The 23,580-nt window shown below is 39.5% G+C and carries 28 protein-coding genes; 19 read left to right on the top strand and 9 right to left on the bottom strand.

Annotated elements, in window-relative coordinates:
* Nucleotides 1–41 precede the first annotated feature (41 nt).
* The 8 genes from BLQ05_RS10450 (at nt 42) to BLQ05_RS10415 (ending at nt 5,969) form a co-directional block, all read left to right on the top strand.
* Nucleotides 42–785, top strand: a complete 744-nt coding sequence (locus BLQ05_RS10450; protein ID WP_023575827.1) for a class I SAM-dependent methyltransferase — start codon at nt 42–44, stop codon at nt 783–785.
* 4 nt (nt 786–789) lie between these two features.
* Complete coding sequence (locus BLQ05_RS10445) at nt 790–1,485, top strand: ZIP family metal transporter (protein ID WP_143000946.1); 696 nt, start codon at nt 790–792, stop codon at nt 1,483–1,485.
* A 20-nt stretch (nt 1,486–1,505) separates the two neighbouring features.
* Nucleotides 1,506–2,330, top strand: coding sequence for an N-acetylmuramic acid 6-phosphate etherase (gene murQ, locus BLQ05_RS10440; protein WP_023575825.1), 825 nt, complete (start codon nt 1,506–1,508; stop codon nt 2,328–2,330).
* 10 nt (nt 2,331–2,340) lie between these two features.
* A complete protein-coding gene (locus BLQ05_RS10435; protein WP_023575824.1) occupies nt 2,341–2,796 on the top strand; it encodes a hypothetical protein in 456 nt (151 codons plus the stop codon).
* A gap of 3 nt (nt 2,797–2,799) precedes the next feature.
* Nucleotides 2,800–3,039 (top strand): DUF6095 family protein, encoded by a 240-nt coding sequence (locus tag BLQ05_RS10430; protein ID WP_023575823.1) that lies wholly within the window; start codon nt 2,800–2,802, stop codon nt 3,037–3,039.
* 130 nt (nt 3,040–3,169) lie between these two features.
* Nucleotides 3,170–3,547: a hypothetical protein gene (locus BLQ05_RS10425; protein ID WP_023575822.1), complete on the top strand. Its 378-nt coding sequence runs from the start codon at nt 3,170–3,172 to the stop codon at nt 3,545–3,547.
* Nucleotides 3,548–3,582: 35 nt separating this feature from the next.
* Nucleotides 3,583–4,353, top strand: a complete 771-nt coding sequence (locus tag BLQ05_RS10420; RefSeq protein ID WP_023575821.1) for a TerC family protein — start codon at nt 3,583–3,585, stop codon at nt 4,351–4,353.
* A 98-nt stretch (nt 4,354–4,451) separates the two neighbouring features.
* Complete coding sequence (locus tag BLQ05_RS10415) at nt 4,452–5,969, top strand: rhomboid family intramembrane serine protease (protein WP_023575820.1); 1,518 nt, start codon at nt 4,452–4,454, stop codon at nt 5,967–5,969.
* Between the two features lie 43 nt (nt 5,970–6,012).
* Here BLQ05_RS10415 and BLQ05_RS10410 read toward each other — a convergent pair whose 3' ends face one another.
* From BLQ05_RS10410 to ychF, 5 genes are all read right to left on the bottom strand, one after another.
* Nucleotides 6,013–8,718: a DNA gyrase/topoisomerase IV subunit A gene (locus BLQ05_RS10410; RefSeq protein WP_023575819.1), complete on the bottom strand. Its 2,706-nt coding sequence runs from the start codon at nt 8,716–8,718 to the stop codon at nt 6,013–6,015.
* A 47-nt stretch (nt 8,719–8,765) separates the two neighbouring features.
* On the bottom strand, nt 8,766–10,622 hold the full coding sequence (locus BLQ05_RS10405; protein ID WP_023575818.1) for a DNA topoisomerase IV subunit B: 1,857 nt from the start codon (nt 10,620–10,622) through the stop codon (nt 8,766–8,768).
* Nucleotides 10,623–10,839: 217 nt separating this feature from the next.
* Nucleotides 10,840–11,523 (bottom strand): TIGR02117 family protein, encoded by a 684-nt coding sequence (locus BLQ05_RS10400; protein WP_023575817.1) that lies wholly within the window; start codon nt 11,521–11,523, stop codon nt 10,840–10,842.
* A gap of 47 nt (nt 11,524–11,570) precedes the next feature.
* The gene (locus BLQ05_RS10395) at nt 11,571–12,113 is read right to left on the bottom strand and encodes an NADPH-dependent FMN reductase (protein ID WP_023575816.1); all 543 of its coding nucleotides are present in this window, start codon (nt 12,111–12,113) and stop codon (nt 11,571–11,573) included.
* Between the two features lie 84 nt (nt 12,114–12,197).
* Nucleotides 12,198–13,292, bottom strand: coding sequence for a redox-regulated ATPase YchF (gene ychF, locus BLQ05_RS10390; protein WP_023575815.1), 1,095 nt, complete (start codon nt 13,290–13,292; stop codon nt 12,198–12,200).
* Between the two features lie 247 nt (nt 13,293–13,539).
* On the opposite strand from ychF, the gene BLQ05_RS10385 reads away from it, so the two are divergent.
* Nucleotides 13,540–14,076 carry a hypothetical protein gene (locus BLQ05_RS10385; protein WP_023575814.1) on the top strand — a complete coding sequence of 179 codons (537 nt, stop codon included), beginning with the start codon at nt 13,540–13,542 and terminating at the stop codon, nt 14,074–14,076.
* Between the two features lie 43 nt (nt 14,077–14,119).
* On the opposite strand, the gene BLQ05_RS10380 is transcribed toward BLQ05_RS10385, so the two are convergent.
* Nucleotides 14,120–14,470 (bottom strand): 4Fe-4S dicluster domain-containing protein, encoded by a 351-nt coding sequence (locus BLQ05_RS10380; RefSeq protein WP_023575813.1) that lies wholly within the window; start codon nt 14,468–14,470, stop codon nt 14,120–14,122.
* 68 nt (nt 14,471–14,538) lie between these two features.
* Here BLQ05_RS10380 and BLQ05_RS10375 point away from each other — a divergent pair, with 68 nt between their 5' ends.
* The 7 genes from BLQ05_RS10375 (at nt 14,539) to BLQ05_RS10345 (ending at nt 19,694) form a co-directional block, all read left to right on the top strand.
* Complete coding sequence (locus BLQ05_RS10375; RefSeq protein WP_023575812.1) at nt 14,539–15,597, top strand: acyl-CoA reductase; 1,059 nt, start codon at nt 14,539–14,541, stop codon at nt 15,595–15,597.
* Nucleotides 15,598–15,697: 100 nt separating this feature from the next.
* Nucleotides 15,698–16,099, top strand: a complete 402-nt coding sequence (locus BLQ05_RS10370) for an LNS2 domain-containing protein (RefSeq protein WP_023571913.1) — start codon at nt 15,698–15,700, stop codon at nt 16,097–16,099.
* Between the two features lie 3 nt (nt 16,100–16,102).
* A complete protein-coding gene (gene serC / locus BLQ05_RS10365; protein ID WP_023575811.1) occupies nt 16,103–17,173 on the top strand; it encodes a 3-phosphoserine/phosphohydroxythreonine transaminase in 1,071 nt (356 codons plus the stop codon).
* A 55-nt stretch (nt 17,174–17,228) separates the two neighbouring features.
* Nucleotides 17,229–18,188, top strand: a complete 960-nt coding sequence (locus BLQ05_RS10360) for a D-2-hydroxyacid dehydrogenase (protein WP_023575810.1) — start codon at nt 17,229–17,231, stop codon at nt 18,186–18,188.
* A gap of 55 nt (nt 18,189–18,243) precedes the next feature.
* A complete protein-coding gene (locus BLQ05_RS10355) occupies nt 18,244–18,795 on the top strand; it encodes a hypothetical protein (protein WP_023575809.1) in 552 nt (183 codons plus the stop codon).
* 106 nt (nt 18,796–18,901) lie between these two features.
* Nucleotides 18,902–19,339, top strand: a complete 438-nt coding sequence (locus BLQ05_RS10350) for a DUF6146 family protein (protein WP_035654136.1) — start codon at nt 18,902–18,904, stop codon at nt 19,337–19,339.
* Between the two features lie 28 nt (nt 19,340–19,367).
* Nucleotides 19,368–19,694, top strand: a complete 327-nt coding sequence (locus BLQ05_RS10345) for a DUF6787 family protein (RefSeq protein ID WP_023575807.1) — start codon at nt 19,368–19,370, stop codon at nt 19,692–19,694.
* A gap of 39 nt (nt 19,695–19,733) precedes the next feature.
* Here the strand turns inward: BLQ05_RS10345 and BLQ05_RS10340 are convergent, their stop codons facing one another.
* The 3 genes from BLQ05_RS10340 to msrA are packed head-to-tail and all read right to left on the bottom strand — an operon-like array spanning nt 19,734 to nt 21,333.
* Complete coding sequence (locus BLQ05_RS10340) at nt 19,734–20,030, bottom strand: hypothetical protein (RefSeq protein WP_035654134.1); 297 nt, start codon at nt 20,028–20,030, stop codon at nt 19,734–19,736.
* Nucleotides 20,031–20,074: 44 nt separating this feature from the next.
* Nucleotides 20,075–20,746, bottom strand: a complete 672-nt coding sequence (folE, locus tag BLQ05_RS10335; RefSeq protein WP_023575805.1) for a GTP cyclohydrolase I FolE — start codon at nt 20,744–20,746, stop codon at nt 20,075–20,077.
* Nucleotides 20,747–20,766: 20 nt separating this feature from the next.
* A complete protein-coding gene (gene msrA / locus BLQ05_RS10330) occupies nt 20,767–21,333 on the bottom strand; it encodes a peptide-methionine (S)-S-oxide reductase MsrA (RefSeq protein ID WP_394359135.1) in 567 nt (188 codons plus the stop codon).
* Between the two features lie 222 nt (nt 21,334–21,555).
* On the opposite strand from msrA, the gene BLQ05_RS10325 reads away from it, so the two are divergent.
* From BLQ05_RS10325 to BLQ05_RS13735, 3 genes are all read left to right on the top strand, one after another.
* Nucleotides 21,556–22,251, top strand: a complete 696-nt coding sequence (locus tag BLQ05_RS10325) for an ABC transporter ATP-binding protein (RefSeq protein ID WP_023575803.1) — start codon at nt 21,556–21,558, stop codon at nt 22,249–22,251.
* 52 nt (nt 22,252–22,303) lie between these two features.
* The gene (locus BLQ05_RS10320) at nt 22,304–23,068 is read left to right on the top strand and encodes a TIGR02757 family protein (protein WP_023575802.1); all 765 of its coding nucleotides are present in this window, start codon (nt 22,304–22,306) and stop codon (nt 23,066–23,068) included.
* A 91-nt stretch (nt 23,069–23,159) separates the two neighbouring features.
* Complete coding sequence (locus tag BLQ05_RS13735) at nt 23,160–23,570, top strand: hypothetical protein (protein WP_143000944.1); 411 nt, start codon at nt 23,160–23,162, stop codon at nt 23,568–23,570.
* Nucleotides 23,571–23,580 lie beyond the last annotated feature (10 nt).

The following is a 23,580-nucleotide window of genomic DNA, read 5'->3' as shown; positions in this document are numbered from 1 at the left end:
GTTAAATTTGCAAGATTAATTATCCTCCAACAGAAGAATACATGTCAGACATACAAAATAAATCAACCGAAAACTGGTTTGCCTCCTGGTTCGACACTCCCTATTACCATATTTTATACAAAGAACGTGATGAAGCAGAAGCCCATCATTTCATGGACAACCTCACGCATTATTTAAACCTTCCCGAAGACGCTAAAATTCTGGATTTGGCTTGCGGAAAAGGGCGTCATTCCATGTATCTGAATACGTTAGGGTTTGATGTTACCGGTGCCGATTTATCCGAAAACAGCATTGCGGAAGCTTCTGTAGCAGCCAATGATAAACTGCATTTTAAAGTCCACGACATGCGTTTGCCATTTGAGGAAAAGTTTGATGCCGTATTTAATCTGTTCACGAGTTTCGGATATTTCGAAAACGATGAGGACAACCTGACCACCTTAAAAGCCATTCACGACAGCCTTTCGGAATACGGTTTCGCGGTAATTGATTTTATGAACACCAATTATGTGATTAACAACCTGGTTCCCGAAGAAGTTAAAACGGTGGAAGGCATCGATTTTCACATCAAACGTTACGTAAAAGACAATCATATTTACAAGGAAATCGATTTTGAAGACAAAGGGCAACAATTTCATTTCACGGAAAAGGTAAAAGCCTTAACTTTAAGCGATTTTGAGCAGATGATGGAAGAAGCCGGAATTTATCTTTTGGATGTTTTCGGCGATTACAAACTGCGTAAATTCTATAAAAACGATTCGGAACGTCTGATCATGATTTTTAAATAATATGCTGTACCTACTCCTGCCTTTACTTTCGGTTATTTTCGGTTATGTGATAGCCACGTTTTTCCGTCCGAAAAGCAAAAAAAACCTCAAGCTGTTATTGGCTTTCAGTGGTTCTTTCTTATTGGCGCTAACAGTGTCGCATTTGTTGCCAACGGTGTATGAAGCCACACATCATGTTGAAGCTGACGGCCATGTTCACGGAGGTATCGGATTTTTTATCATGTTCGGAATCGTGTTTCAGATTGTACTCGAATACTTTTCACAGGGCGCCGAACACGGGCACGTACACGGGCACGATACGATGCATCACATTCCGTGGTCGCTGTTCATCAGTTTGTGTCTGCACGCGTTGTTGGAAGGCATGCCGGTGAGTCAGAACAACGATCTGGCTTGGGGAATTGCCATTCATCACTTCCCTATCGCAATTATCTTAACCACGTTTTTCAGTACGTCCCACCTAAACAAACAATCGATTTTACTGTTCATGCTTACCTTTGCCGTCATGACACCGCTGGGAACCGTACTTTCTGAAAAGTTACCTTTTATCATTCATTATCAGGCGGAAATTACCGCTTTTGTAATCGGAATCCTGTTTCATATTTCCTCTACCATTATTTTTGAAACCAGCGAAGGACATAAGTTCAACCTGGCGAAGCTTTCAGCGATAGTGTTGGGAATTGTATTGGCGTATTTTATGTAAATTTGAAAAACATCTAACGAATGGCTTTTACCAGAACCACAGAACAATCTTCAAGATACGAACATTTGGAAAAAATGTCCGTTCACGATTTACTGACGAATATCAATAACGAAGACAAAACCGTTCCCCTTGCCGTGGAAAAAGCAGTACCGCAAATAGAAACATTGGTTTCCAAAGTTGTGGCACAAATGAAAAACGGCGGCCGTTTGTTTTACATCGGTGCGGGAACTTCAGGACGTTTGGGTATTGTGGATGCTTCCGAATGCCCTCCTACTTTCGGCGTACCGTTTGATATGGTAATCGGACTGATTGCCGGTGGCGATACTGCCATTCGAAAAGCCGTGGAATTTGCCGAAGACGATGCCAACCAAGCCTGGAAAGACTTATCCGAATGGCACATCAACGAAAAGGATGTGGTCATCGGAATTGCCGCTTCAGGAACAACACCGTATGTAATCGGCGGATTGGAAAAATGCAACGAAAACAATATCACTACAGGTTGCATTACCTGTAACGAAGGAAGTCCGCTATCGCAAACCGCAACCTTTCCAATCGAAGTGGTTGTAGGACCGGAATTCGTAACCGGAAGCTCCCGAATGAAAGCCGGAACCGCTCAGAAATTGGTTTTAAACATGATTTCCACCGCTACGATGATTCAATTGGGAAAAGTGAAAGGAAACAAAATGGTCGACATGCAACTGAGCAATGTAAAACTGATTGACCGTGGCGTTCGCATGATTATGAGTGAAATTCCGGTTGCCTATGACGAAGCGAAAATACTATTGGAAGCCCAAGGAAGTGTTCGAAAAGCAGTAGATTTCTATTTATCCAAAAACAATCTTTAAACAAAATACCATGAGAAACGTACTTACTTTACTTTGCTTTTTTCTTCTGACTGTAGCTTCAGCTCAGGAAATCAAAATGGAAAGAGGGAAATTTTACCAAAACGGGGTTCAGATTTCCAGTTATGAAACTAAAAACTTACTGAAATCGAACAATGAGGCCTACACCTATTTTAAAAGTGCCAAAACCAAAGAAGGTGTTGGAGGCTTTTTATTGGGATTGGGCATCGGACTGACTGTTGGAGACCTTGTTAAAGGATTGGTCTCGGATGCCGATTATCCATCCGGGTTTACTTATGTGGGTGCGGGTTGTATCGCCGCTTCCATACCGGTAATGTCGGGAAGAAAAAAACGGCTTGAGAAAGCCATCGAACTGTATAATAACGGCCTGAAATCCACCGGCACAACCGATTTCAATATGAATATTTTGGCAAACGGTAACGGCTACGGTCTTCAAATCACCTTTTAAATCATGGGAACCAACAAAACTCTTTTAGTAAAAGGCGTTCGCTATCTGGCCTATGCCTTACCGCTGATGTTTATCGGACCGTCGGTAATTCACAGTTCGTTTAAAAATCAGGAACATCCGTTTTATATTCCGATTTTGGGAATCGGGATTATCTTTTGCCTCGGCTCCGGTTTTTTGATGTACAAAGGCATTCAGACCATGATGAAAAGTTTATTCGAGGGAAATAACGGCTCCGAATTATAATAATTAATCCGATTAAATAGCCCTGATAGAAGCGGCATCCTTTTTTTTATCGGTTCGGGTTTCCGCTTGGCGGAAGAAGCGGAACGATGTAAAAAAGATACAGCGGATAGCAGGAAACAGCTCCTTAAAAATGAAAAAAAACAGTCTAGCAGTAGTGGTACTCGCTTTAACCCTGGCTTCGTGCTACAATCAGGAGCGCAATTGCACCGATTACAAAACCGGTAAATTTGAATTTGTTCAGGAAATTGACGGTCAAGAGAAAAAATCGGTTTTCGAACGAACCGAAAATCTTCAGATTGAAACTTTCGACGGAAAAACAGACACGGCATCGGTGCGCTGGGTAAACGATTGTGAATTTGTACTTCAGAAATTGCACCCAAAAAACATGCAGGAAAAAAAAGCCATCGGCATGAAAATCCTGACTACCAGCGACAAAGGGTATACTTTTGAATATGCTTTCGTTGGCGATGCAAAAAAACAACGCGGCACTGTAACAAAAATCGAATAACATACGTTTAACAGCAGTATAATTTAAACTCTACTATGGAAGTATTTTTAAACCCCGATGCATGGGTAGCATTATTAACCCTTACGTTTCTTGAAATCGTATTAGGTATTGACAACATCATCTTCATTTCTATCGTTACCGGAAAGTTACCGGAAGAAAAACGAAAAAAAGCCACTCAAATAGGTTTGTTTTTGGCCATGTTCATGCGAATTGCGCTTTTAATGGGAATCACCTATCTGATTGCCATGAAAGAACCTTGGTTTAGTGTAGACTTTGGTTGGTTCAGTGCTGATTTTACAGGGCAGGCAGTAATCTTGTTTGCCGGAGGTATTTTCCTGATTTATAAAAGTACCAAAGAAATCCATGAAAAAGTGGATCATAAAGGGGAAGAAGAAAAGGAATTGAAATCCTCTGCTGCAAAATCATTTGGTAACGTAATTTTCCAGATTTTATTGATTGACCTTATCTTCTCTGTAGACAGTATCCTTACCGCAGTAGGTATGACCAATGGTTTGGAAGGAGCTTTATATATAATGGTAACGGCTGTGGTAATTTCTGTGGGCGTAATGATGTTGTTTGCGGTTCCTGTTGGAAACTTCGTAAATAAAAACCCTTCCATTCAGATTTTAGGTTTGGCGTTCCTAATCCTTATCGGATTTATGCTGATGACGGAAAGCATGCACTTATCCAATGCTTCCTTGGTTGGACAGCATGTGGGTGCCGTTCCAAAAGGATATCTGTATTTTGCCATTGCTTTTTCACTGGCAGTGGAGTTTCTTAATATGAAAATGAGAAAGAAAAAATAGCACCATAACAAAATTGTGGATTCAAACCCGGAAGATATTGCAATAGAAATCAGTCAGCAATTTCCTTCCGGGTTAATTATGAACTTTAAGATTAAAATATGGCATTCGGTTTTACACCAAAATACATCGAAAATTTACCATTAAATGAATTAACAAGAGAACAATTTCTCGTTATAGCCGCTGAAGCTGCAAAGGAGATGAAATGGGAAATTAACTATATTAGTGAAAATGGTTTTATCGCATATACAAACAACGGAATGTTTTCATGGAATGCAGAAATTGAAGTTAAAATCAAATTTCAAGATGGTTACGCGTGTTTAAAAAGTTCATCTACAGGAAATGAAATGATGGATTGGGGTAAGAATAAAAAAAACATTGAAGCGTTTCTTTCGGTATATCGTAAATTAAAACCAACTTTTACATCTGAAAACTTGGAGTTTAAACTTCAAGAATTGAAAACAGAAATGATAGCTGATGTTGAAAGGGACATTTTAAATTTACCTCCTCAAACCACTTCGGAACAAATTTCAGATTTTTTTTCAATTTTTAAACCTAAAAATAATTATTTTATTACCCCCATACTTTTAAACTTAAATATTCTGATATTTATTTTAATGGTCGTTTTGGGGGTTAATATTATCGAACCTACCAGTGAAAGTTTATTAAGTTGGGGAGCAAATTTCAGGCCATTAACTTTAGAAGGCGAATGGTGGAGGCTTCTCACGAGTTGTTTTTTACACATAGGGATTTTCCATCTTTTAATGAATATGTATGCCTTAATGTATATTGGATTTCTTCTGGAACCCTATTTAGGAAAAACAAGGTTTGTCGCTGCCTATTTACTAGCAGGAATTGCAGCTAGCATAGCAAGTCTCTGGTGGCATGAGACCACAATCAGTGCAGGTGCTTCCGGAGCAATCTTTGGCATGTATGGTGTATTTCTTGCAATGCTGACTACAAATCTAATTGAGAAGAAGGCTAGAAAAGCGTTATTAACAAGTATTGCATTCTTTGTTGGTTACAACTTGATATACGGATTAAAAGGAGGAATTGACAATGCAGCGCATATCGGGGGATTGGTATGCGGAATGCTAATAGGCTATGCTTTCGTTCCCAGTTTAAAAAAACCTGAATCAAAAAACATCAAATATTCTACTATTGGAATAATCGCTGTATTAACTCTTTGTTCTTCATTTGTTGTCTACAAAAATATCCCTAATGATATTAAGGAATATGACAATGCCATGAAAGAGTTTGTAAAAATAGAAGATATGGCATTAGATATTTATCGAATTACACCTGAAACTCCAAAAGACCAAGTACTTACGCTCATAAAAGATAAAGGCATTTATTACTGGAATGAAAATATCAAATTACTAAACAAAATAGACAGTCTTGATTTACCGGATGAATTTTATGAGAGAAATAAAATCCTGAAACACTATTGTGAATTAAGAATAAAAAACTATGAATTAATATACAAAGCAGTATCTGAAGAAACTAAAAAATACGAAGTAGAGATTACAAATTATGACGCAGAAATACGTGCCATAATAACAAATATGGAAGTTCAGAAAGAAGAATTCGAACAACGTGAGCAAGAACAATATGAATAATCCCGTATCACAAAAAAAGCGCTCAAAACAGAGCGCTTTTTTATTATTCTAACGTTAACGTAATCTGACCGTCATCGTCTAATTCGATGTTATAGTCCGTTAACTCGATATCCTGATTCACTTCCAGTTCTTCCGGAATAACCTCAACGGGTTCTTCATACGGTAAGGATTCCAACAGATTTACCTGTTTGAGTTTATCGGTCGTTAATTGGTTCCCTAAGGCTTTGATTCCTTTTACGGCAATGAACTGTTCCATATCAATCGTTTGGTTCTCCTTCTGAACGCCTTTAACTTTAGCAAAAACAAGTTCTGCAACCGGACGCCAATCGGTGGAAACGATTTCCAACTGTGACTTCTCGTGTTCCGAAATAAAGATTTCCTCTTTGTTTTCGTTTTCAATCAGGAAACGTTTGATATAGTAACGCTCTTTTTCGCCATCGAAATAAATGGCCGAAATCGGTTTCTTCGGATGCCATTTTTCCAAAACCACCATGTCTTCGTCGAAGTGTGTGGTCAGTTCCGGAATAATGGTTTTCAGTTTTCCGGATTGGTTGATGATCAGCAAACGGTCGTTCGGACGGAATTCGCCCAACAACTCGCCTCTTCCATCGACATTCAGTCGTTGCACCGTGTCGTCGAACCAAATCTTACGCGGACGCAAGGTGGAAATTCCCTTCTCTTTCAGTTCGATTTTCTTAATCGGATATTTGGAAACCGTATTTCCTTTGGAAGCACGTCCTTTTATGGCAATATCGGCGAAATCGATGTCCCATTTCAGTTTTTTCACGCTTCCTACCTGACGCAGTAAAACGGTAACCACTTCCGCTTCCCCATTCGGGTTGTGCGAGAAATACAATACCTGTGAGCCTGGTTTTTCCTGTGTCAGATCGTACGCTTTATCACGCGTTACCCCAGAAACATTGAAACGTTTTATAAAGGACGAACCTGATTTTCCGTCGCGGTAAATCATGTTGTAAATCGTACGCTTGTCGTTTTTGTCGAAAACCGCTACGTGAATAATGTCTTTCCCTACAAACTTCTTATCGTCTACTTTGGAAATCATCATTTTTCCGTCGCGAAGGAATACAATTACATCATCAATGTCGGAACAATCCGCTACGTATTCGTCTTTTTTCAGTCCGGTTCCGATGAAACCTTCCTCACGGTTTACATATAGTTTCGTGTTACGTAAAACCACTTTCGTCGCTTCAATATTATCAAAACTGCGTAATTCGGTTTGACGTTCGCGTCCTTTTCCATACTTCTCTTTCAGTTTTGAAAAATAATCGATGGCAAAATCAATCAGGTTTTCCAGATTGTGTTTTACTTTCTCCATTTCCTCTTCCAACTTGGCGATGTGTTCATCCGCCTTGTCCGAGTCGAAACGGGTAATACGAATCATCGGGATTTGCGTTAATTTCTGCAAATCTTCATCAACGATATCGCGTACCAATATTTTTCGGAACGATTCAAAACGCTTGTACATGTATTCAAATAATCCCTCTTTATCGGAATACAATTTGAAGTCGATGTACATTTCTTCGCGGATGAATATTTTTTCCAAGGTCGAAAAATGCCATTTCGCTTCCAGTTCTTCCAGGTGGATTTCCAACTCGCGTTTTAACAACTGAACCGTTCTGTCGGTAGATATTTTTAACATCGCAGAAACCCCAATAAACAAAGGTTTATGGTTTTCAATTACACATCCTAATGGTGCAATCGAAGTTTCACAAGCGGTAAACGCATACAGCGCATCAATCGTTTTATCCGGAGAAACACCTGGCGGAAGATGAATTAAAATCTCCACCTCAGCAGCGGTATTGTCTTCGATTTTTTTCACTTTGATTTTCCCTTTTTCGTTCGCTTTCAGAATACTGTCAATCAATGTTGTCGTATTGGTAGAAAACGGAATCTGAGAAATCACCAAGGTCTGTTTATCCAACTGCGCAATTTTCGCACGCACGCGTACACGTCCGCCACGCAAACCATCGTTGTAATTGGAAACATCGGCAATTCCGGCCGTCGGGAAATCAGGGAAAAGCGTAAACGGTTTCCCTTTTAATATCTTAATGGAAGCGTCAATCAGCTCATTAAAGTTGTGCGGTAAAATTTTGGTCGATAAACCTACGGCAATACCTTCCCCACCCTGCGCAAGCAATAGCGGGAACTTTACCGGTAGATTGATGGGTTCCGCACGACGACCGTCATAGGAAACACCCCATTCGGTAATTTTGGGTGAATACAAAATATCGTGTCCAAGCTTACTGATACGCGCCTCGATATAACGCGAAGCCGCAGCGCCGTCACCTGTTAAGATATTTCCCCAGTTACCCTGACAATCGATCAATAAATCTTTCTGTCCGATTTGCACCATCGCGTCCCCGATACTCTGATCTCCGTGAGGGTGATATTGCATGGTATGCCCCACCACGTTCGCCACTTTATTGTAACGACCGTCGTCCAGTTCTTTCATAGAGTGCATGATACGACGCTGTACCGGTTTGAATCCGTCTTCGATGGCAGGTACGGCACGCTCCAGAATTACGTAGGAAGCATAATCCAGAAACCAGTCTTTGTACATTCCGGTTACTTTGGTAATCGTGTCTTCGGAACTGTCGTTATTTTCGTAAAAATGATGTCCGCTCGAAACACGAATGTCGTCAAAACCTTCCTCATTAGTGGATCCATTTTGATTGTCGAGATTTTCGTCTTCGTTTTCGGGTATGATATTTTCTTCGTCTTCGTTCATAGTTTACAGTTAACAGTTTTCGGTTAACGGTTTATTTAAATAGTACTTTAAGCCTCTTCCACCACATCCAATTCCACTTTCAGGTTGTTGATGATAAATTCCTGACGGTCCGGTGTGTTTTTACCCATATAGAATTCCAATAAGGTTTCGATGGATGTCGCTTTATCCAACATTACCGGATCCAGACGGATACTTTCTCCAATGAAATTCTTGAACTCATCGGGTGAAATCTCTCCCAATCCCTTGAATCGTGTGATTTCCGGCTTTGGTTTTAATTTTTCGATCGCATCGATTCGTTCCTGTTCGCTGTAACAGTAAATCGTTTCTTTTCGGTTACGCACACGGAATAACGGCGTCTGCAGAATATACAAATGTCCTTCTTTGATTAATTCCGGGAAAAACTGCAGGAAAAACGTAATCAATAACAAACGGATGTGCATTCCGTCGACATCGGCATCGGTAGCGATTACGATATTGTTGTACCGCAAATCTTCCATGCTTTCTTCGATGTTTAACGCCGCTTGCAATAAATTGAATTCCTCATTCTCATACACAATCTTCTTGGTCATTCCATAAGAATTCAAAGGCTTACCACGCAAACTGAAAACCGCCTGAGTATTCACATCACGGGATTTGGTAATCGAACCGGACGCGGAATCTCCCTCGGTAATAAAAAGCGTACTTTCCAGGCTTCGCGGGTTTTTGGCATCGGTTAAATGCACTCGGCAATCTCTTAATTTTTTATTGTGTAAACTGGCTTTCTTCGCACGGTCTTTGGCTAACTTACGGATACCGGAAAGCTCTTTACGCTCTCTTTCCGCCTGTAAAATCTTGCGCAACAACGCATCGGCCACTTCCGGGTTTTTATGAAGGAAGTTGTCTAATTTAGTTTTGATGAAATCGTTGACGAACGTTCGAACCGAAGGCGAATTCGGCCCCATATCGGTAGAACCCAATTTTGTTTTGGTCTGCGATTCGAAAACCGGCTCCTCCACTTTCACGGAAATCGCAGAAACAATCGACTTACGGATATCAGAAGCTTCGAAAGGTTTGTTGTAAAATTCTTTAATCGTTTTTACAATCGACTCCCGAAAAGCACCCAAATGCGTTCCTCCCTGCGTCGTGTTCTGTCCGTTTACGAAGGAGTAATATTCTTCGGAATACTGTGTTTTACTGTGGGTTAAAGCGATTTCGATATCATCACCCAAAAGATGGATAATCGGATACACCATGTCTTCTTCGGAAATGGTTTCTTCCAGTAAATCCTTCAGTCCGTTATCGGAATAGTATTTTTCACCGTTGTAAATTATCGTTAAACCCGTATTCAGGTAACAATAATTTTTGAGCATCTTAATGATGTACTCGTTTCGGTATTTGTAGTTTTTGAAGATGGCTTCATCGGCCACGAAAGTCACCTTGGTTCCTTTACGTTTGGTGGTTTCAGTGATGTCTTCTTCCAACGTAAGATTTCCTGCCGAGAATTCCGCCGCTTTTTGTTGGTTGTCACGTACGGATTCCACGCGGAAATAATTTGACAAGGCATTCACCGCTTTGGTTCCGACCCCGTTCAGACCCACCGATTTCTTAAATGCCTTGGAATCGTACTTACCGCCCGTATTCATTTTGGAAACCACATCGACCACTTTTCCTAACGGAATACCACGGCCGTAATCGCGAACGGATACGGTTTTGTCTTTTACGGTTACTTCAATCGTCTTACCGGCACCCATTACAAACTCGTCGATACAGTTATCAAGTACCTCTTTCAGAAGGATATAGATACCGTCATCGGGAGAAGAACCGTCGCCTAGTTTTCCGATGTACATTCCGGGACGCATACGAATATGCTCTTTCCAGTCGAGGGAACGGATATTGTCTTCGGTGTACTGATTTTGCTCTAGCATAAGGAAATTTTGGAATTTCTGCTAAAATAAGCGAAATCAGTCGTAAATAAAAGGGGTTTATTGCAAAGTTATTGACAATGAAATGAAATAGTTAGGAGTTCTAAATTATGAAAAAAAAACAGGGAGAAGAGAAAAGAAGAAAGAGGGTGAAAAAAAGGTCCTTAAACACTAGATTTCTGACTATCCATCACTTTAAATTTATATTTTCTACTTGAATTCACTGATAATGATACAGGATTCCTTTGTCGTAAACGGTCCACAAACTGGCTTTCTGACTGGCTGCTTTTAACGCGTTATTAGTCCAGGTATTACAAGTATAAAACAGATTGTAACTGCCTTTTGCCTCATAGAAAACGTCGTGATTTCCATAGACCGCATCGGTTTCGATTTTAATGATTTGCTCGTTCTCCATTTGGAAGGAATTTTGGATAAACGCTACCAGTTTCTGATATTGTTCTTTTGTAATGTTGATTTTTTTACACTGTGCATCTTCCTCCATTTTTCCATAAAAAGTGCAATGCATCGCCGAAGTACTCAACCCGGAAGCCGCATTAATGGCAGTGGAAAATTTTAAATCGGCCCAAGTTGGCGTATTCAGGTAAAACCCTTTGTCGCCCCAACCAAAAGCCAGGTATTTTGCTGCTGCATTACCAGCCTTGGTGTGTTGGAATTTTACTTTTTCAGACCAATCAATTACCTGAGATTTTACGGGAAGTACAATATCGGTATGTACTCCATTCGATAAGATGTAGATTTCAATTTCCTTGCTATCTTGAAGTATTTCGGAGTTAACAGCAATTCTGGAAATCAACAACACTGAAATCACATACAACAAGAGAAAACCCACGATTCCTGAAATGAACCACAGCAACACTTTAAACCCTTTTTTCACTACTTTCATTCTGATGCTTATAAATTGATTTCAGATATAGCATCCAAATACAATTTTTAGGCCAAAAACGTTTTGACCACAAAATTTTTCACGATTTCTTTTATCTGATTGTCGAATTCAGGATTTGATATTTTATTGTGTTCCAAATCGAAATTATCATTGAAACTTGGCAATGAAAAAGTAGCTTTAATGTCGGCGCCGTAACGGGGGAAAGCATTTTTCGCGATTTCAAGTACGTTGCCACCACCTCTGGCTCCTGGTGAAGTAGCCATTAACAGCATTGGTTTTTGCTGAAACACTTTCACGTTTATTCTGGAAGCCCAATCAAACAGGCTTTTAAAAGCTGCCGTATAATTGCTGTTGTTTTCCGCCATGGAAATCACCAACACATCCGCAGTAGCAATCTTGTCCAGAAAATCTTTGGCCTCTAACGGTTGTCCGATTTCCTTTTCCAAATCGACACTGAAAAGCGGGATGGCAAAATCGTTTAAATCCAATACTTCCACTTCGCAGTTTTCAAACAAATGGGAAACATAGGTTGCCAGTTTTTTGTTGATGGAATTTCTGCTGTTACTTCCTCCGAATGCTACAATTTTCATGATTTCCTGTGTTTTGTTGCTATTAAAAGTACAAAAAAAAGCGAAACAGTACTGCCTCGCTTTTCGCTATTTTGTTGTGAACGATTACACGTTAAATCGGAAATGCATCACATCGCCGTCTTTAACGATATATTCTTTTCCTTCCACTCTTAATTTTCCGGCTTCTTTCACTTTTGCTTCGGAACCGAAATTTGAGAAATCCTCAAAAGCGATTACTTCCGCACGAATGAATCCTTTTTCGAAATCGGTGTGGATTACTCCAGCTGCTTTTGGTGCAGTATCGCCAATTTTAATAGTCCACGCACGAACTTCTTTAACTCCTGCCGTAAAATACGTTTGCAAGTTTAACAATTTATAAGCCGCACGAATCAATACGGCAGAACCCGGTTCTGTTAACCCCATATCCTCAAGGAATACCTGACGTTCTTCATAGCTTTCCAATTCGGTAATATCCGCTTCTGCCCCTACTGAAAGTACAATTACTTCTGCCTGTTCGTCTTTTACCAATTCACGAACCATATCTACATATTTGTTTCCGTTAACCGCCGAAGCTTCGTCAACATTACAAACATACAATACCGGTTTTGTAGTAATCAATTGGAAATCTTCCATCAAATCGGTTTCATCCTGATTCTGAGGAATTACGGTACGCGCCGATTTCGCCTGCATTAATGCTTCTCGGATTCGGTCCAACAATGCTTTTTCAGCCTGAGCTTCTTTATTTCCGGTTTTAGCGGCACGGTTTACTTTTTCCAAACGCTTGTCTACCGTTTCCAGGTCTTTCAACTGCAATTCGATGTCGATGGTTTCTTTATCGCGAATCGGGTTTACATTACCATCAACGTGTACAATATTATCGTTATCAAAACAACGTAAAACGTGAATGATCGCGTTACATTCTCTGATGTTTCCAAGAAATTGATTCCCTAAACCTTCCCCTTTACTGGCTCCTTTTACCAAACCGGCAATATCCACGATATCCACGGTGGCCATTTGAACACGCTCCGGTTTTACCAATTCTTCCAAACGGTTGATTCTTGGATCGGGAACATTTACCACACCAATATTCGGTTCGATAGTGCAAAACGGAAAGTTCGCACTCTGCGCTTTGGCATTGGATAAACAATTGAACAAGGTTGATTTCCCTACGTTTGGCAATCCTACAATTCCTGCTTTCATTTTCTATAAGTTTACAATCGGCTGTCCGATCAATAATTCGCAAATCTGTTATCTCCCAAAATTTCGGGCGTGCAAATATAGTTTATTATTCGCAAGTATAAAACTGAGAATCGCAAGGATTCTGTTTGACAACCCCGTCAATTCACGCTAAACATGTAAATAATATAATTTTAAAGGGTAATTGTATAATAAGGGCCTGAATATTTAAAGTAAATTTGTAATGTATTAATTTTTAAACAATTAAATTATGAAAACTGTATTTCTAGGATTATTGGCTATAGTATTTTCAGCAAACTCTTTTGCGCAGAACACAAATGTTCAACAAGAAGTGAAAACCACCACTACAACCATTAAGGATTCAGATGGCGAGAAAAAAATCGTTAAAAAAGAAAAAATTCGGGAAGTTCAGGATATTGAACTTAAAGATGCCGAATCAAAAAAAATAAACAAGGAAATGGAAGAAACTCCGGTTAAGGTGACCGCTACAACCGAAGTTACCGTTGATGGTGTTACAAGAACTGTTGATGTTGACCGTTCTGCATATTACTTGGGTCCAAACGGAACCAAATATCAGGTAGCAATAGATAAATCCGGATATTCGGTGATGTTGCCAAACACTAAAAAACCGGCATTATTAAGAAAAACTTCAAACGACAATTATATTTATGTAAATAGAGGCAAAGTGTCGGTAGGTCATTTCGATAAAGACGGAAATCTTGTTTTGGAAACCTATGACGAAAAGAATGACAAAATGATTGTTGAAAAATTCAATCTCGTCAAATAAAAATTTCAAAAAAAAAATCCCGAGTCACGCTCGGGATTTTTTTTTATTCGTTATGTAAAAAAGCTTGCCTGTTTAGCAGGGTTTCATCACTTTCAACGTGATTGTCATCCGGCACACAACAATCTACCGGACAAACGGCAGCACATTGCGGCTCTTCATGGAAACCTTTACATTCGGTACATTTTCCGGGTACGATATAATAAATATCATCTGAAATTGGAGTTTGAGCGGCATCAGCATCTACTTCGGTGCCATCCGGAAGTATTATTTTCCCGGATAATTTCGTTCCGTCTTTATATCTCCAGTCGTCAGCACCCTCATAAATTGCGGTATTAGGACACTCCGGCTCACAAGCCCCACAGTTAATACATTCGTCAGTTATAATGATTGCCATAGCGTATATTAATTTTTAGCTGTAAATTTGCACAAAATTACAATCAAAACCTTTCATAAACAAATTATATGAACCTCAATCAGAAAAAAATAGCTTTTATTGCTTTAGGTCAGTTTTTAAGCCAATTCTCATTGGATACTTCCGCTAAAAAAGAAAGCGTATTCTATAATGATTTGTTTTTCGACAGGTTTTTGGATTTGATTGCCTTATCACAAAGTCACAACGGCTGGTTTACGCCGGAACAGGTTCATTTTTCCATCAATTCCTGGGCAGAAGCCTTAACGGAAGAAAACCTGAACCAATGGTTATCCGAATATGATTTTTCGGATGTTCAGCCAAAAACAGTCGGATTGATTCTGGCCGGAAATATTCCGCTGGTTGGTTTTCACGATTTTTTATCGGTGTTGATTTCGGGACATAATGTACTGATAAAAACATCCTCGAACGATCAGAAACTTTTACCTTTTTTAGCCGAATATCTCATTGCCGTGGAACCTAAGTTGGCCGAACGCATCACTTTTGCGGAAGGCAAACTCGAAAATTTTGATGCCGTAATTGCCACCGGAAGCAACAACACCGCGCGTTATTTCGAATATTATTTTAAGGAGAAGCCAAGTATCATCCGCAAAAACAGAAATTCGGTGGCGGTTTTGAACGGAAAGGAATCCAAAGAAGATTTAGTCGGTTTGGGTGAAGATATTTTTCGTTATTTCGGATTGGGTTGTCGCAATGTTTCCAAACTGTTTGTTCCGAGGGGTTACGATTTCAAACTGTTTTTTGAAGCGATTTATCAATACGGCGATATCATTCACTATGAAAAATACGCCAACAACTACGATTACAACAAAGCGGTTTTCTTAATGAGCCTGTTCCAACTTCTGGATAATGAGTTTTTGACCTTAAAAGAAGACTCAAGCTATGCTTCTCCCATTTCATCCGTATTCTATGAATTTTACGATGATTTAGAGACTGTAAAAACCAAACTGTTAGAAGATTCTGAAAAAATACAGTGCATCGTGTCCAATAATTTAATTAATCACAGTATTCCGTTCGGTTCATCGCAAAAACCGAAATTATGGGATTATGCCGATAACGTCGATACCATTTCATTTTTATTAAAAATATAGCTTTAAATCCCTAAAACGATATTAATCGTCCCTTTCGCATTTTTTTGCCGCTGAAGTCATTTTTTTTTTGGAAATTTGCTTGCATTAAACACACAACATAATGCAATTAGAACACAAAGACAACATTAGTCCGGTTTTAAAAGACGGGATTAAGAATTACCTCATTGACATTGACGGTACAATCACGGAAGATGTTCCCAACGAACAACCCGAAAGAATGGCAACCTGCGAACCGTTTCCCGACGCCTTGGAAACCATTAACAAATGGTACGACGAAGGCCATCAGATTTGCTTTTTTACCTCCAGAACCGAAGAACACCGTGAAGTAACCTTAGAATGGCTTAACAAACACGGATTCAAATTTCACAGCCTTTTAGTTGGAAAACCGCGTGGCGGAAATTACCATTGGATTGACAATCATTTGGTAAAAGCAACCCGTTATACAGGGAAATTTACCGACTTGGTAGAAAAAGAAGTAGTAATTCAGGTTTTTAAAGATTAAGTAATGAAAAAACATAATTTCAGTGCCGGTCCGTGCATTTTACCTCAAGAAGTATTTGAAAAAGCAGCACAGGCCGTTTTAAATTTTAACGACATGGGATTGTCCCTTTTGGAGATTTCCCACAGAGATAAAGCATTTGTTGCCGTTATGGAAGAGGCCCGGGCTTTGGCTTTGGACCTTTTAGGCTTAACCGGAAAAGGCTATCAGGCATTGTTTTTACAAGGAGGTGCGAGCATGGAGTTTTTACGAATTCCGTACAATCTGATGAGAGTGGACGGAAAAGCGGCGTATTTAGACACAGGAACCTGGGCAAGCGGAGCCATCAAAGAAGCCAAAGCTTTTGGAGAAACCGTGGTTGTAGCTTCTTCCAAACCGGAGAATTACAACCATATTCCAACAGGATATGCTATTCCGGAAGATGCCGATTATTTCCACTGCACGAGTAACAATACCATTTTCGGAACACAAATGAAAAGTTTTCCGGAAACGAATGTTCCTGTAGTTTGCGATATGAGTTCGGATATTTTTTCTCGTACTCTTGATTTTTCAAAATTCGATTTGATTTACGCCGGTGCTCAGAAAAACATGGGTCCTGCAGGTGTTACGCTTATCGTAGTTAAAGAAGAAATTCTTGGTAAAACCGGAAGAGCCATTCCGAACATCATGAACTATCAGCAACACATTGATAAAGAAAGTATGTACAATACACCACCGGTTTTTGCGGTGTACACCTCTCTTTTAACAATGCAATGGTTGAAAAACCTTGGTGGAATTGCGGCTATCGAAAAACTAAACGAAGCCAAAGCCCAATTGATATACAACGAAATCGACAGAAACCCATTATTCAAAGGCACAACCGTAAAAGAAGACCGTTCCAACATGAATGCGACTTTCCTACTGGTTGATGAAAGTCACAAAGAAAAATTCGATTCGATGTGGAAAGCAGCCGGAATTTCAGGAATTAACGGACACCGTTCCGTGGGTGGTTACCGCGCTTCAATGTACAATGCCTTGCCGATTGAAAGCGTTCAGGTTTTAGTCGATATAATGAAAGAATTAGAAAAAAGTATTTAGCCTATTATAAAATATGAGGTCGAGATTGCTTCGTTCCTCACAATGACAAAATAAAATGAAAGTATTAGCAAACGACGGACTTTCACAAAGCGGAATAGCTGCTTTGGAAAAAGCCGGATTTGAAGTTATAACCACCAAAGTGGCTCAGGAACAGGTAGCCAATTATATCAATACCAATAATGTAAGTGTAATTTTGGTCCGCAGTGCAACCAAAGTACGTCAGAATATTATCGACAATTGTCCGTCTTTAAAAATCATCGGTCGCGGTGGTGTGGGAATGGATAATATTGATGTAAAATATGCTGTCGAAAAAGGAATTCACGTAATCAATACCCCAGCTTCTTCTTCAGAATCGGTAGCGGAATTGGTTTTCGCGCATTTGTTCTCCGGAGCCCGTTTTTTACACGATGCCAACAGAAACATGCCTTTAGACGGAGATTCGCAATTCAACAGCCTTAAAAAAGCGTATGCTGACGGTATTGAACTTCGCGGAAAAACTATCGGAATCATTGGTTTCGGACGTATTGGTCGTGAGGTGGCAAGAATGGCTTTGGGGTTGGGTATGAAAGTATTGGCTTCAGACAAATATGTGGATGAAGCTACCATAAAAGTAGATTTCTACAACGGACAATTCATCAACGTGGATATCGAAACCGAACCGATGGAAGACATTCTGAAACATTCCGATTTTATTACCCTTCACGTTCCGGCTCAGGACGGTTACGTTATCGGAAAAGAAGAAATCAACATGATGAAAGACGGTGTGGGAATCGTAAACTGTGCCCGTGGCGGCGTTATCGATGAAGTGGCTCTGATTGATGCTTTGGAGGAAGGGAAAATACGTTTTGCAGGTTTGGATGTTTTTGAAGAAGAACCCACTCCGGCCATTCAGGTTTTGATGAATCCGAAGATTTCCATGACTCCGCATATTGGTGCTGCCACTTTAGAAGCACAGGACCGAATCGGAACTGAACTTGCGGAACAAATTATCAGTCTGTTAAAAACCGAAAAGTAAATTTTGTAACCATTTTTTTGCTTAAATTTGATATTCAACCTTAAATATTTTTCCAATGTTAGATCAGATATCAGAATTAGTCAAACAATTTGGTGGTGAGGCTATTGTTAACAATCAGTCGGTTCCAAACGAACAAAATGAAGCCGTAATGAACGAGACCGGAAACAGTATCCTGTCCGGATTGAAAAATATGGTGGCCCAGGGTAATGTGAACGACATTGCCGGATTATTAAAAGGCGGAAATATTGACGCATCGAATCCTGTTGTAAAACAGCTGACCGATCAACTTTCAGGAAATTTGGGTCAGAAGTTTGGTTTGAGCAGTGATGCCGCTTCAGGAGTTGCAGGAAGCATGATTCCGAAAGTATTGGGTTCATTAATCGGTAAAGCGAACGACCCCAATCAGCCCGGTTTTAATGTTTCGGATATTGTGAATTCAATCGGTGGCAATTCCGGTCTGATGGATGCCGTTTCCAAATATGGCGGACAATTTGGTTTGGATCAGAATAAAGACGGAAAAGTAGACATGAATGATGCCACTGCAGCCCTTTCAGGAAAAAGCGGCGGTTTTTTAGGCGGCTTGCTCGGAAAACTTTTCGGAAAATAAAACAATTACTATTCTTACTAAGCCAAGCAGCAATGTTTGGCTTTTTTATTTAAAACAAACCAAAATCCGATTGAATTTCAGTAACTTTATAAGAAAAATCAGTGCGATGAAAAATTATATTCCCATAGCAATCGTAATGTTTACCGCATTGCTCTTCAGTTGCAAATCCACTACAAAACCGATGGCGGAAAACAAGACTGATAAAACCCTGAGTGATACCGTGCGAATTGTTAACAAAGAATTGGAATATGAGGTTACCATCATCGATCCCGGTTTCAATTCCTGGTTACAATCAACCGCAAGACCACGCGGTTATTATACTCAATCCCATCTGGAAAGCAGAAACATCCCCTGGATAATCGAATGGAATAACCGGGCACGTTCCCCAAAAAACAGCAGAGACAGGGAGCTGTTTCTTATGGAAGTAAATTACCAAAACGGTATCGATTACGGTTATGAAGTGAATTACCTAATCTACAATTATCTGGTCTATTTTCAAATAAAAAATAATATTCGTCTGGGAGGTTTTACGCCTCGACCATAATTTGTATTTTTGACCATATTTAGGGAAAATGGCAAACTTAAAACAGCGTTGGGGAATAAACAGCAATTGGCAAATGGCAATCATATTTGTCGTTTTCGCCATTACGGGAACCACGGCTTCCTATCTTTCAAAACCAATTTTAGAGACATTCGGAATTACCAAAGACAATCTTCATCCGGTTTTATACTGGACCTTGTATGTCCTGATTGTTTTTCCGGTTTACAAAGTGCTTCTGGTAACCATCGGTACGATTTTCGGACAGCACGTTTTCTTTAAAAATTTTGTTTTCAAAATGCTGCGCGGTATGAAATTGGGATTTATCGCGGATGCTTTCGGAAATAAAAAAGGAGCTTAATACTAGCCCCTTTCTTTTCTATTTTCTATTTTCTATTTTCTATTTTTCCTTCTTAATCAGGTAAGTATAAATCCACGTAATTGTAAAGGTTGGTATGAAATCCAGTCCGGGAAGCAACTCTTCCACAAAAACCGTTAATCCACCCACAGTTCCCACGGTACCTTTATACATTCTTGCAAGAAGAAAACCCGCTAATGGTGCCCACACCACATCGGTTAGTTCGGCCACAAACGGAATTCCGTAAGAGAGATAACCAATGGCATCAAAAAGCAGACTTAAAATCAAGTGCTTTGTTTTTTTGGATTCGGAAGTTTGTACCGCGATTTCTTGTGACATCATTACAGCTTTTAGTATGATAATCACTTCAAAATCAATGCCAATTATTGTTCTTTCTTCAACAAATTAAAGAAATCGTTTCGCATTTCCTTTTCTTCAAACACACCACCATACTGCAAAGTCGTTGTATAACTCGATATATCTTTGATTCCGCGACTTGAAACACAAAGATGGGAGGCTTCAAGAACCACAATCACATCTTCGGTATGTAAAACTTCACACAATTCGTTATAGATCTGAATGGTCATGCGCTCCTGCACCTGCGGGCGACGGGCAAAATAATCCACGATACGGTTTAATTTTGACAACCCAATCACTTTACCTCCGGAAACATAAGCAATATGGGCTTTTCCGATGATGGGTAAAAAATGATGTTCGCAAGTGGAATTAAAATGGATGTTTGCCTCCACCAGCATTTTGTCATAGTTATAACTGTTATCGAAAACCGACATCTTTGGACGGTTGTCCGGATGCAGGCCACTGAATATTTCCTGAACGTACATTTTTGCCACACGATGCGGTGTTCCCATCAAACTGTCATCGGTTAAATCCAAACCCAACGCTTCCATAATTGCTTTGAAATGCTGTTCGATCACCACCATTTTCTCTTCATCGGATTTAAGGAAAGCGTCCGGTCGAAGGGGCGTTTCAATAGAAGTCATCTGATGATCGTCACCAATGATTTCAAAAAGTTCTTTTTCTGTTTGGTTTTCCATGGAAAGGGTGATGTTTGGAATTAGTTTTTAAGTTTCGATTGGTAGTTCTTTTTCAATTTATCCAACTTCGGGGCGATAACCGCCATGCAATACCCCTGATTCTTATTTCGGTTGTAATAATTCTTATGATACTCTTCGGCAACATAAAATCTCACGGCAGGAGAAATTTTTGTCACTACTTTTTTTCCATAAAAATTCTGTGTATTCAGCAAGTCAATGAAATTTTCGGCCGCCTTTTTCTGTGCTTCAGAATGGTAAAAAATTTCGCTTCGGTATTGCGTCCCCACATCGGCTCCCTGTCGGTTTAAAGTCGTTGGATCGTGAGTTCCGAAAAACACTTCCAACAAATCCTCATAGGAAATCAATTCGGGATTGTAGGTGATTTCAATAGCCTCGGCATGGCCTGTTGTCCCTTCACATACTTCTTCGTAGGTTGGATTCACAACTTTACCTCCAGTATATCCCGGCACAACTTTTTCAACCCCTTTTATTTCTAAAAAAAGTGCTTCCGTACACCAAAAACAACCTCCCGCAAACGTAGCCTTTACCGATTTCTGATTTTCTGTACCCATAGTTTGTATTTCCATATCCGCTTTGCTTTTATTTCCTTTGGCTTCACACGCGAAAGCAATGGTAGCTAAATAACAAAAAAATAAATTCTTCATGATCATTATTTTGTTTAACAAATATACTAAATAATTAAACATTAATTTTTCTTTAACGAAACTTTATTACTTCATCTACGCATTTTATGCCACTTCAGATTTAATTTTAGTCATTTAATTTGTTTCTTTGTCAAAACGAACACCATGATTAAGGCCAGAAACATTCATAAATATTTCGATAAACTTCACGTATTAAAAGGCGTTAACCTTCATATTCAGAAAGGCGAGATTGTTTCTATTGTTGGTGCTTCCGGTGCCGGAAAAACCACATTATTACAGATTATGGGTACATTGGACAAACCTTCTTCGGAAAAAAACACGGAACTGTTTATCAACGGTGAAGATATTTTGAAGATGAATGACAAAGCCCTGTCCAAATTCCGTAATTTACAATTGGGATTCATTTTTCAGTTTCATCAGCTTTTACCGGAATTTACAGCTCTTGAAAACGTTTGTATTCCAGCCTTCATCGCCGGAAAAGATAAAAAGGAAACCGAAACGGAAGCAAAACGATTATTGGATTATTTAGGATTATCCCATCGTTATGACCATAAACCCGGAGAACTTTCGGGGGGTGAACAACAACGTGTGGCGGTTGCCAGAGCCTTAATCAACAAGCCAGCCATTATTTTTGCCGACGAGCCTTCCGGAAATCTAGACACCCACTCCGCCGAAAATTTACATCAGTTGTTTTTTAAACTGCGTGACGAATTCGGACAGACATTTGTTATCGTGACCCACAATGAGGAGCTGGCAAATATGGCCGACAGAAAACTGATTATGGTAGATGGAGATATCCGAAATGAAGTAACCAAGCAGGTTATGAATTCTGAGGTATAAAACATGAGTTAAAGTTCCTATTCTCTATTTTCTATTTTCTATTCTCTAAATTTTGAACCAAAACGAGCTCAAATCTTTTCTCGACGAAAAAGTCGAATTATACAACCGTCCGGATTTTATCGAAAGTGATCCGATACAGATTCCGCATTTGTTTACCCAAAAAGAAGATATCGAAATTGCGGGTTTTCTGGCTGCTACCATTGCCTGGGGTAATCGCAAAATGATTATCAATAATGCCAAAAAGATGATGAATCTGATGGGAAATGCGCCTTATGACTTTGTCATGTCTCACAACGAAAACGATTTGGAGCGGTTTTCCACTTTTGTGCACCGGACATTCAACAGTCAGGATTTTGTTGGATTTATCAAAGGGCTGCAGCACATTTATCAAAGCCACAACGGTTTAGAAACTGTTTTTACAAAATACCAGGAATCGAATTCAATGCAGAAAAGCATTTCGGAGTTCAAGAAAACGTTTTTTGAAATTAATCATTTGCCGCGAACTGAAAAACACATTTCCGATCCCATGAACGGTTCCGCTGCAAAACGCATCAACATGTATTTGAGGTGGAATTGTAGACAAGATAATAAAGGCGTGGATTTAGGGATTTGGAAAAGCATATCTCCTGCCTCACTTTCCTGCCCTTTAGACGTACATTCTGGAAATGTAGCCAGAAAATTAGGGCTTCTAAATCGTAAGCAAAACGATGCCAAAGCGCTATTTGAATTGGATACAAACCTTCGCTTGCTAGATGCTAACGACCCCGTAAAATACGATTTTGCGTTATTTGGATTGGGCGTTTTTGAAAAGTTCTAAAGTTTCCCTTTTATTCTTAACTTAAAGACTAATAATAATCTCTTAATTTAATTGAGAGTAGTATTTAACATTTTTATTTACCTTTGCAACCATGCTGAAAAGACTTGCAATAACACTCTTGTTTTTTATTGCCTGTGTCGTTAATTTGGGACACAGCCTTTTCCCGCATTCCCATGTGGTTGAGCATCATCATAATCATGACGGGCAACATCACCACCATCATCACCATGATGAAAAATCCCAAGAAAGCGGAATAGCACTTTTCTTTTCGCATTTTAATCACAACTCAGATAATTTCACAAAAGGGCATTTTGATGAAGAAGTCCGTTTTGTATGTACCAATAATCTACAGGCAATAATTACAAATGTAGCAGGTATCGATTTAGAAGTCTTTTTCAATGTGTCAGAAGTACCAATAAAGACTTTTAAAGAGCCGTTCGTTTTTATTTCGCCTCACCTAGAATCCCTCACCTTCAGGGGTCCCCCTTCTTTTTTTAGTTAATTATTCAGTT

The sequence above is a fragment of the Flavobacterium saliperosum genome, from assembly GCF_900100625.1.
In the GTDB taxonomy this organism is placed as follows: domain Bacteria; phylum Bacteroidota; class Bacteroidia; order Flavobacteriales; family Flavobacteriaceae; genus Flavobacterium; species Flavobacterium saliperosum.
Note: the sequence above shows the minus strand (reverse complement) of the source record. Positions and strands in the feature narration are given on the sequence as shown.

Bases quoted from the DNA above. Each gene is read 5' to 3' on its own strand.
- folE (WP_023575805.1), bottom strand. From the start codon at position 20,746: ATGGAAAACCAAACAGAAAAAGAACTTTTTGAAATCATTGGTGACGAT.
- BLQ05_RS10400 (WP_023575817.1), bottom strand. From the start codon at position 11,523: ATGAAAGTAGTGAAAAAAGGGTTTAAAGTGTTGCTGTGGTTCATTTCA.
- murQ (WP_023575825.1), top strand. From the start codon at position 1,506: ATGGCTTTTACCAGAACCACAGAACAATCTTCAAGATACGAACATTTG.
- BLQ05_RS10360 (WP_023575810.1), top strand. From the start codon at position 17,229: ATGAAAGTATTAGCAAACGACGGACTTTCACAAAGCGGAATAGCTGCT.
- BLQ05_RS10415 (WP_023575820.1), top strand. From the start codon at position 4,452: ATGGCATTCGGTTTTACACCAAAATACATCGAAAATTTACCATTAAAT.
- BLQ05_RS10425 (WP_023575822.1), top strand. From the start codon at position 3,170: ATGAAAAAAAACAGTCTAGCAGTAGTGGTACTCGCTTTAACCCTGGCT.
- BLQ05_RS10340 (WP_035654134.1), bottom strand. From the start codon at position 20,030: ATGTCACAAGAAATCGCGGTACAAACTTCCGAATCCAAAAAAACAAAG.
- BLQ05_RS10420 (WP_023575821.1), top strand. From the start codon at position 3,583: ATGGAAGTATTTTTAAACCCCGATGCATGGGTAGCATTATTAACCCTT.
- BLQ05_RS13735 (WP_143000944.1), top strand. From the start codon at position 23,160: ATGCTGAAAAGACTTGCAATAACACTCTTGTTTTTTATTGCCTGTGTC.
- msrA (WP_394359135.1), bottom strand. From the start codon at position 21,333: ATGGAAATACAAACTATGGGTACAGAAAATCAGAAATCGGTAAAGGCT.
- BLQ05_RS10450 (WP_023575827.1), top strand. From the start codon at position 42: ATGTCAGACATACAAAATAAATCAACCGAAAACTGGTTTGCCTCCTGG.
- BLQ05_RS10345 (WP_023575807.1), top strand. From the start codon at position 19,368: ATGGCAAACTTAAAACAGCGTTGGGGAATAAACAGCAATTGGCAAATG.
- BLQ05_RS10385 (WP_023575814.1), top strand. From the start codon at position 13,540: ATGAAAACTGTATTTCTAGGATTATTGGCTATAGTATTTTCAGCAAAC.
- BLQ05_RS10380 (WP_023575813.1), bottom strand. From the start codon at position 14,470: ATGGCAATCATTATAACTGACGAATGTATTAACTGTGGGGCTTGTGAG.
- BLQ05_RS10410 (WP_023575819.1), bottom strand. From the start codon at position 8,718: ATGAACGAAGACGAAGAAAATATCATACCCGAAAACGAAGACGAAAAT.
- BLQ05_RS10355 (WP_023575809.1), top strand. From the start codon at position 18,244: ATGTTAGATCAGATATCAGAATTAGTCAAACAATTTGGTGGTGAGGCT.
- BLQ05_RS10435 (WP_023575824.1), top strand. From the start codon at position 2,341: ATGAGAAACGTACTTACTTTACTTTGCTTTTTTCTTCTGACTGTAGCT.
- ychF (WP_023575815.1), bottom strand. From the start codon at position 13,292: ATGAAAGCAGGAATTGTAGGATTGCCAAACGTAGGGAAATCAACCTTG.
- BLQ05_RS10370 (WP_023571913.1), top strand. From the start codon at position 15,698: ATGCAATTAGAACACAAAGACAACATTAGTCCGGTTTTAAAAGACGGG.
- BLQ05_RS10405 (WP_023575818.1), bottom strand. From the start codon at position 10,622: ATGCTAGAGCAAAATCAGTACACCGAAGACAATATCCGTTCCCTCGAC.
- BLQ05_RS10395 (WP_023575816.1), bottom strand. From the start codon at position 12,113: ATGAAAATTGTAGCATTCGGAGGAAGTAACAGCAGAAATTCCATCAAC.
- BLQ05_RS10430 (WP_023575823.1), top strand. From the start codon at position 2,800: ATGGGAACCAACAAAACTCTTTTAGTAAAAGGCGTTCGCTATCTGGCC.
- BLQ05_RS10325 (WP_023575803.1), top strand. From the start codon at position 21,556: ATGATTAAGGCCAGAAACATTCATAAATATTTCGATAAACTTCACGTA.
- BLQ05_RS10375 (WP_023575812.1), top strand. From the start codon at position 14,539: ATGAACCTCAATCAGAAAAAAATAGCTTTTATTGCTTTAGGTCAGTTT.
- BLQ05_RS10350 (WP_035654136.1), top strand. From the start codon at position 18,902: ATGAAAAATTATATTCCCATAGCAATCGTAATGTTTACCGCATTGCTC.
- serC (WP_023575811.1), top strand. From the start codon at position 16,103: ATGAAAAAACATAATTTCAGTGCCGGTCCGTGCATTTTACCTCAAGAA.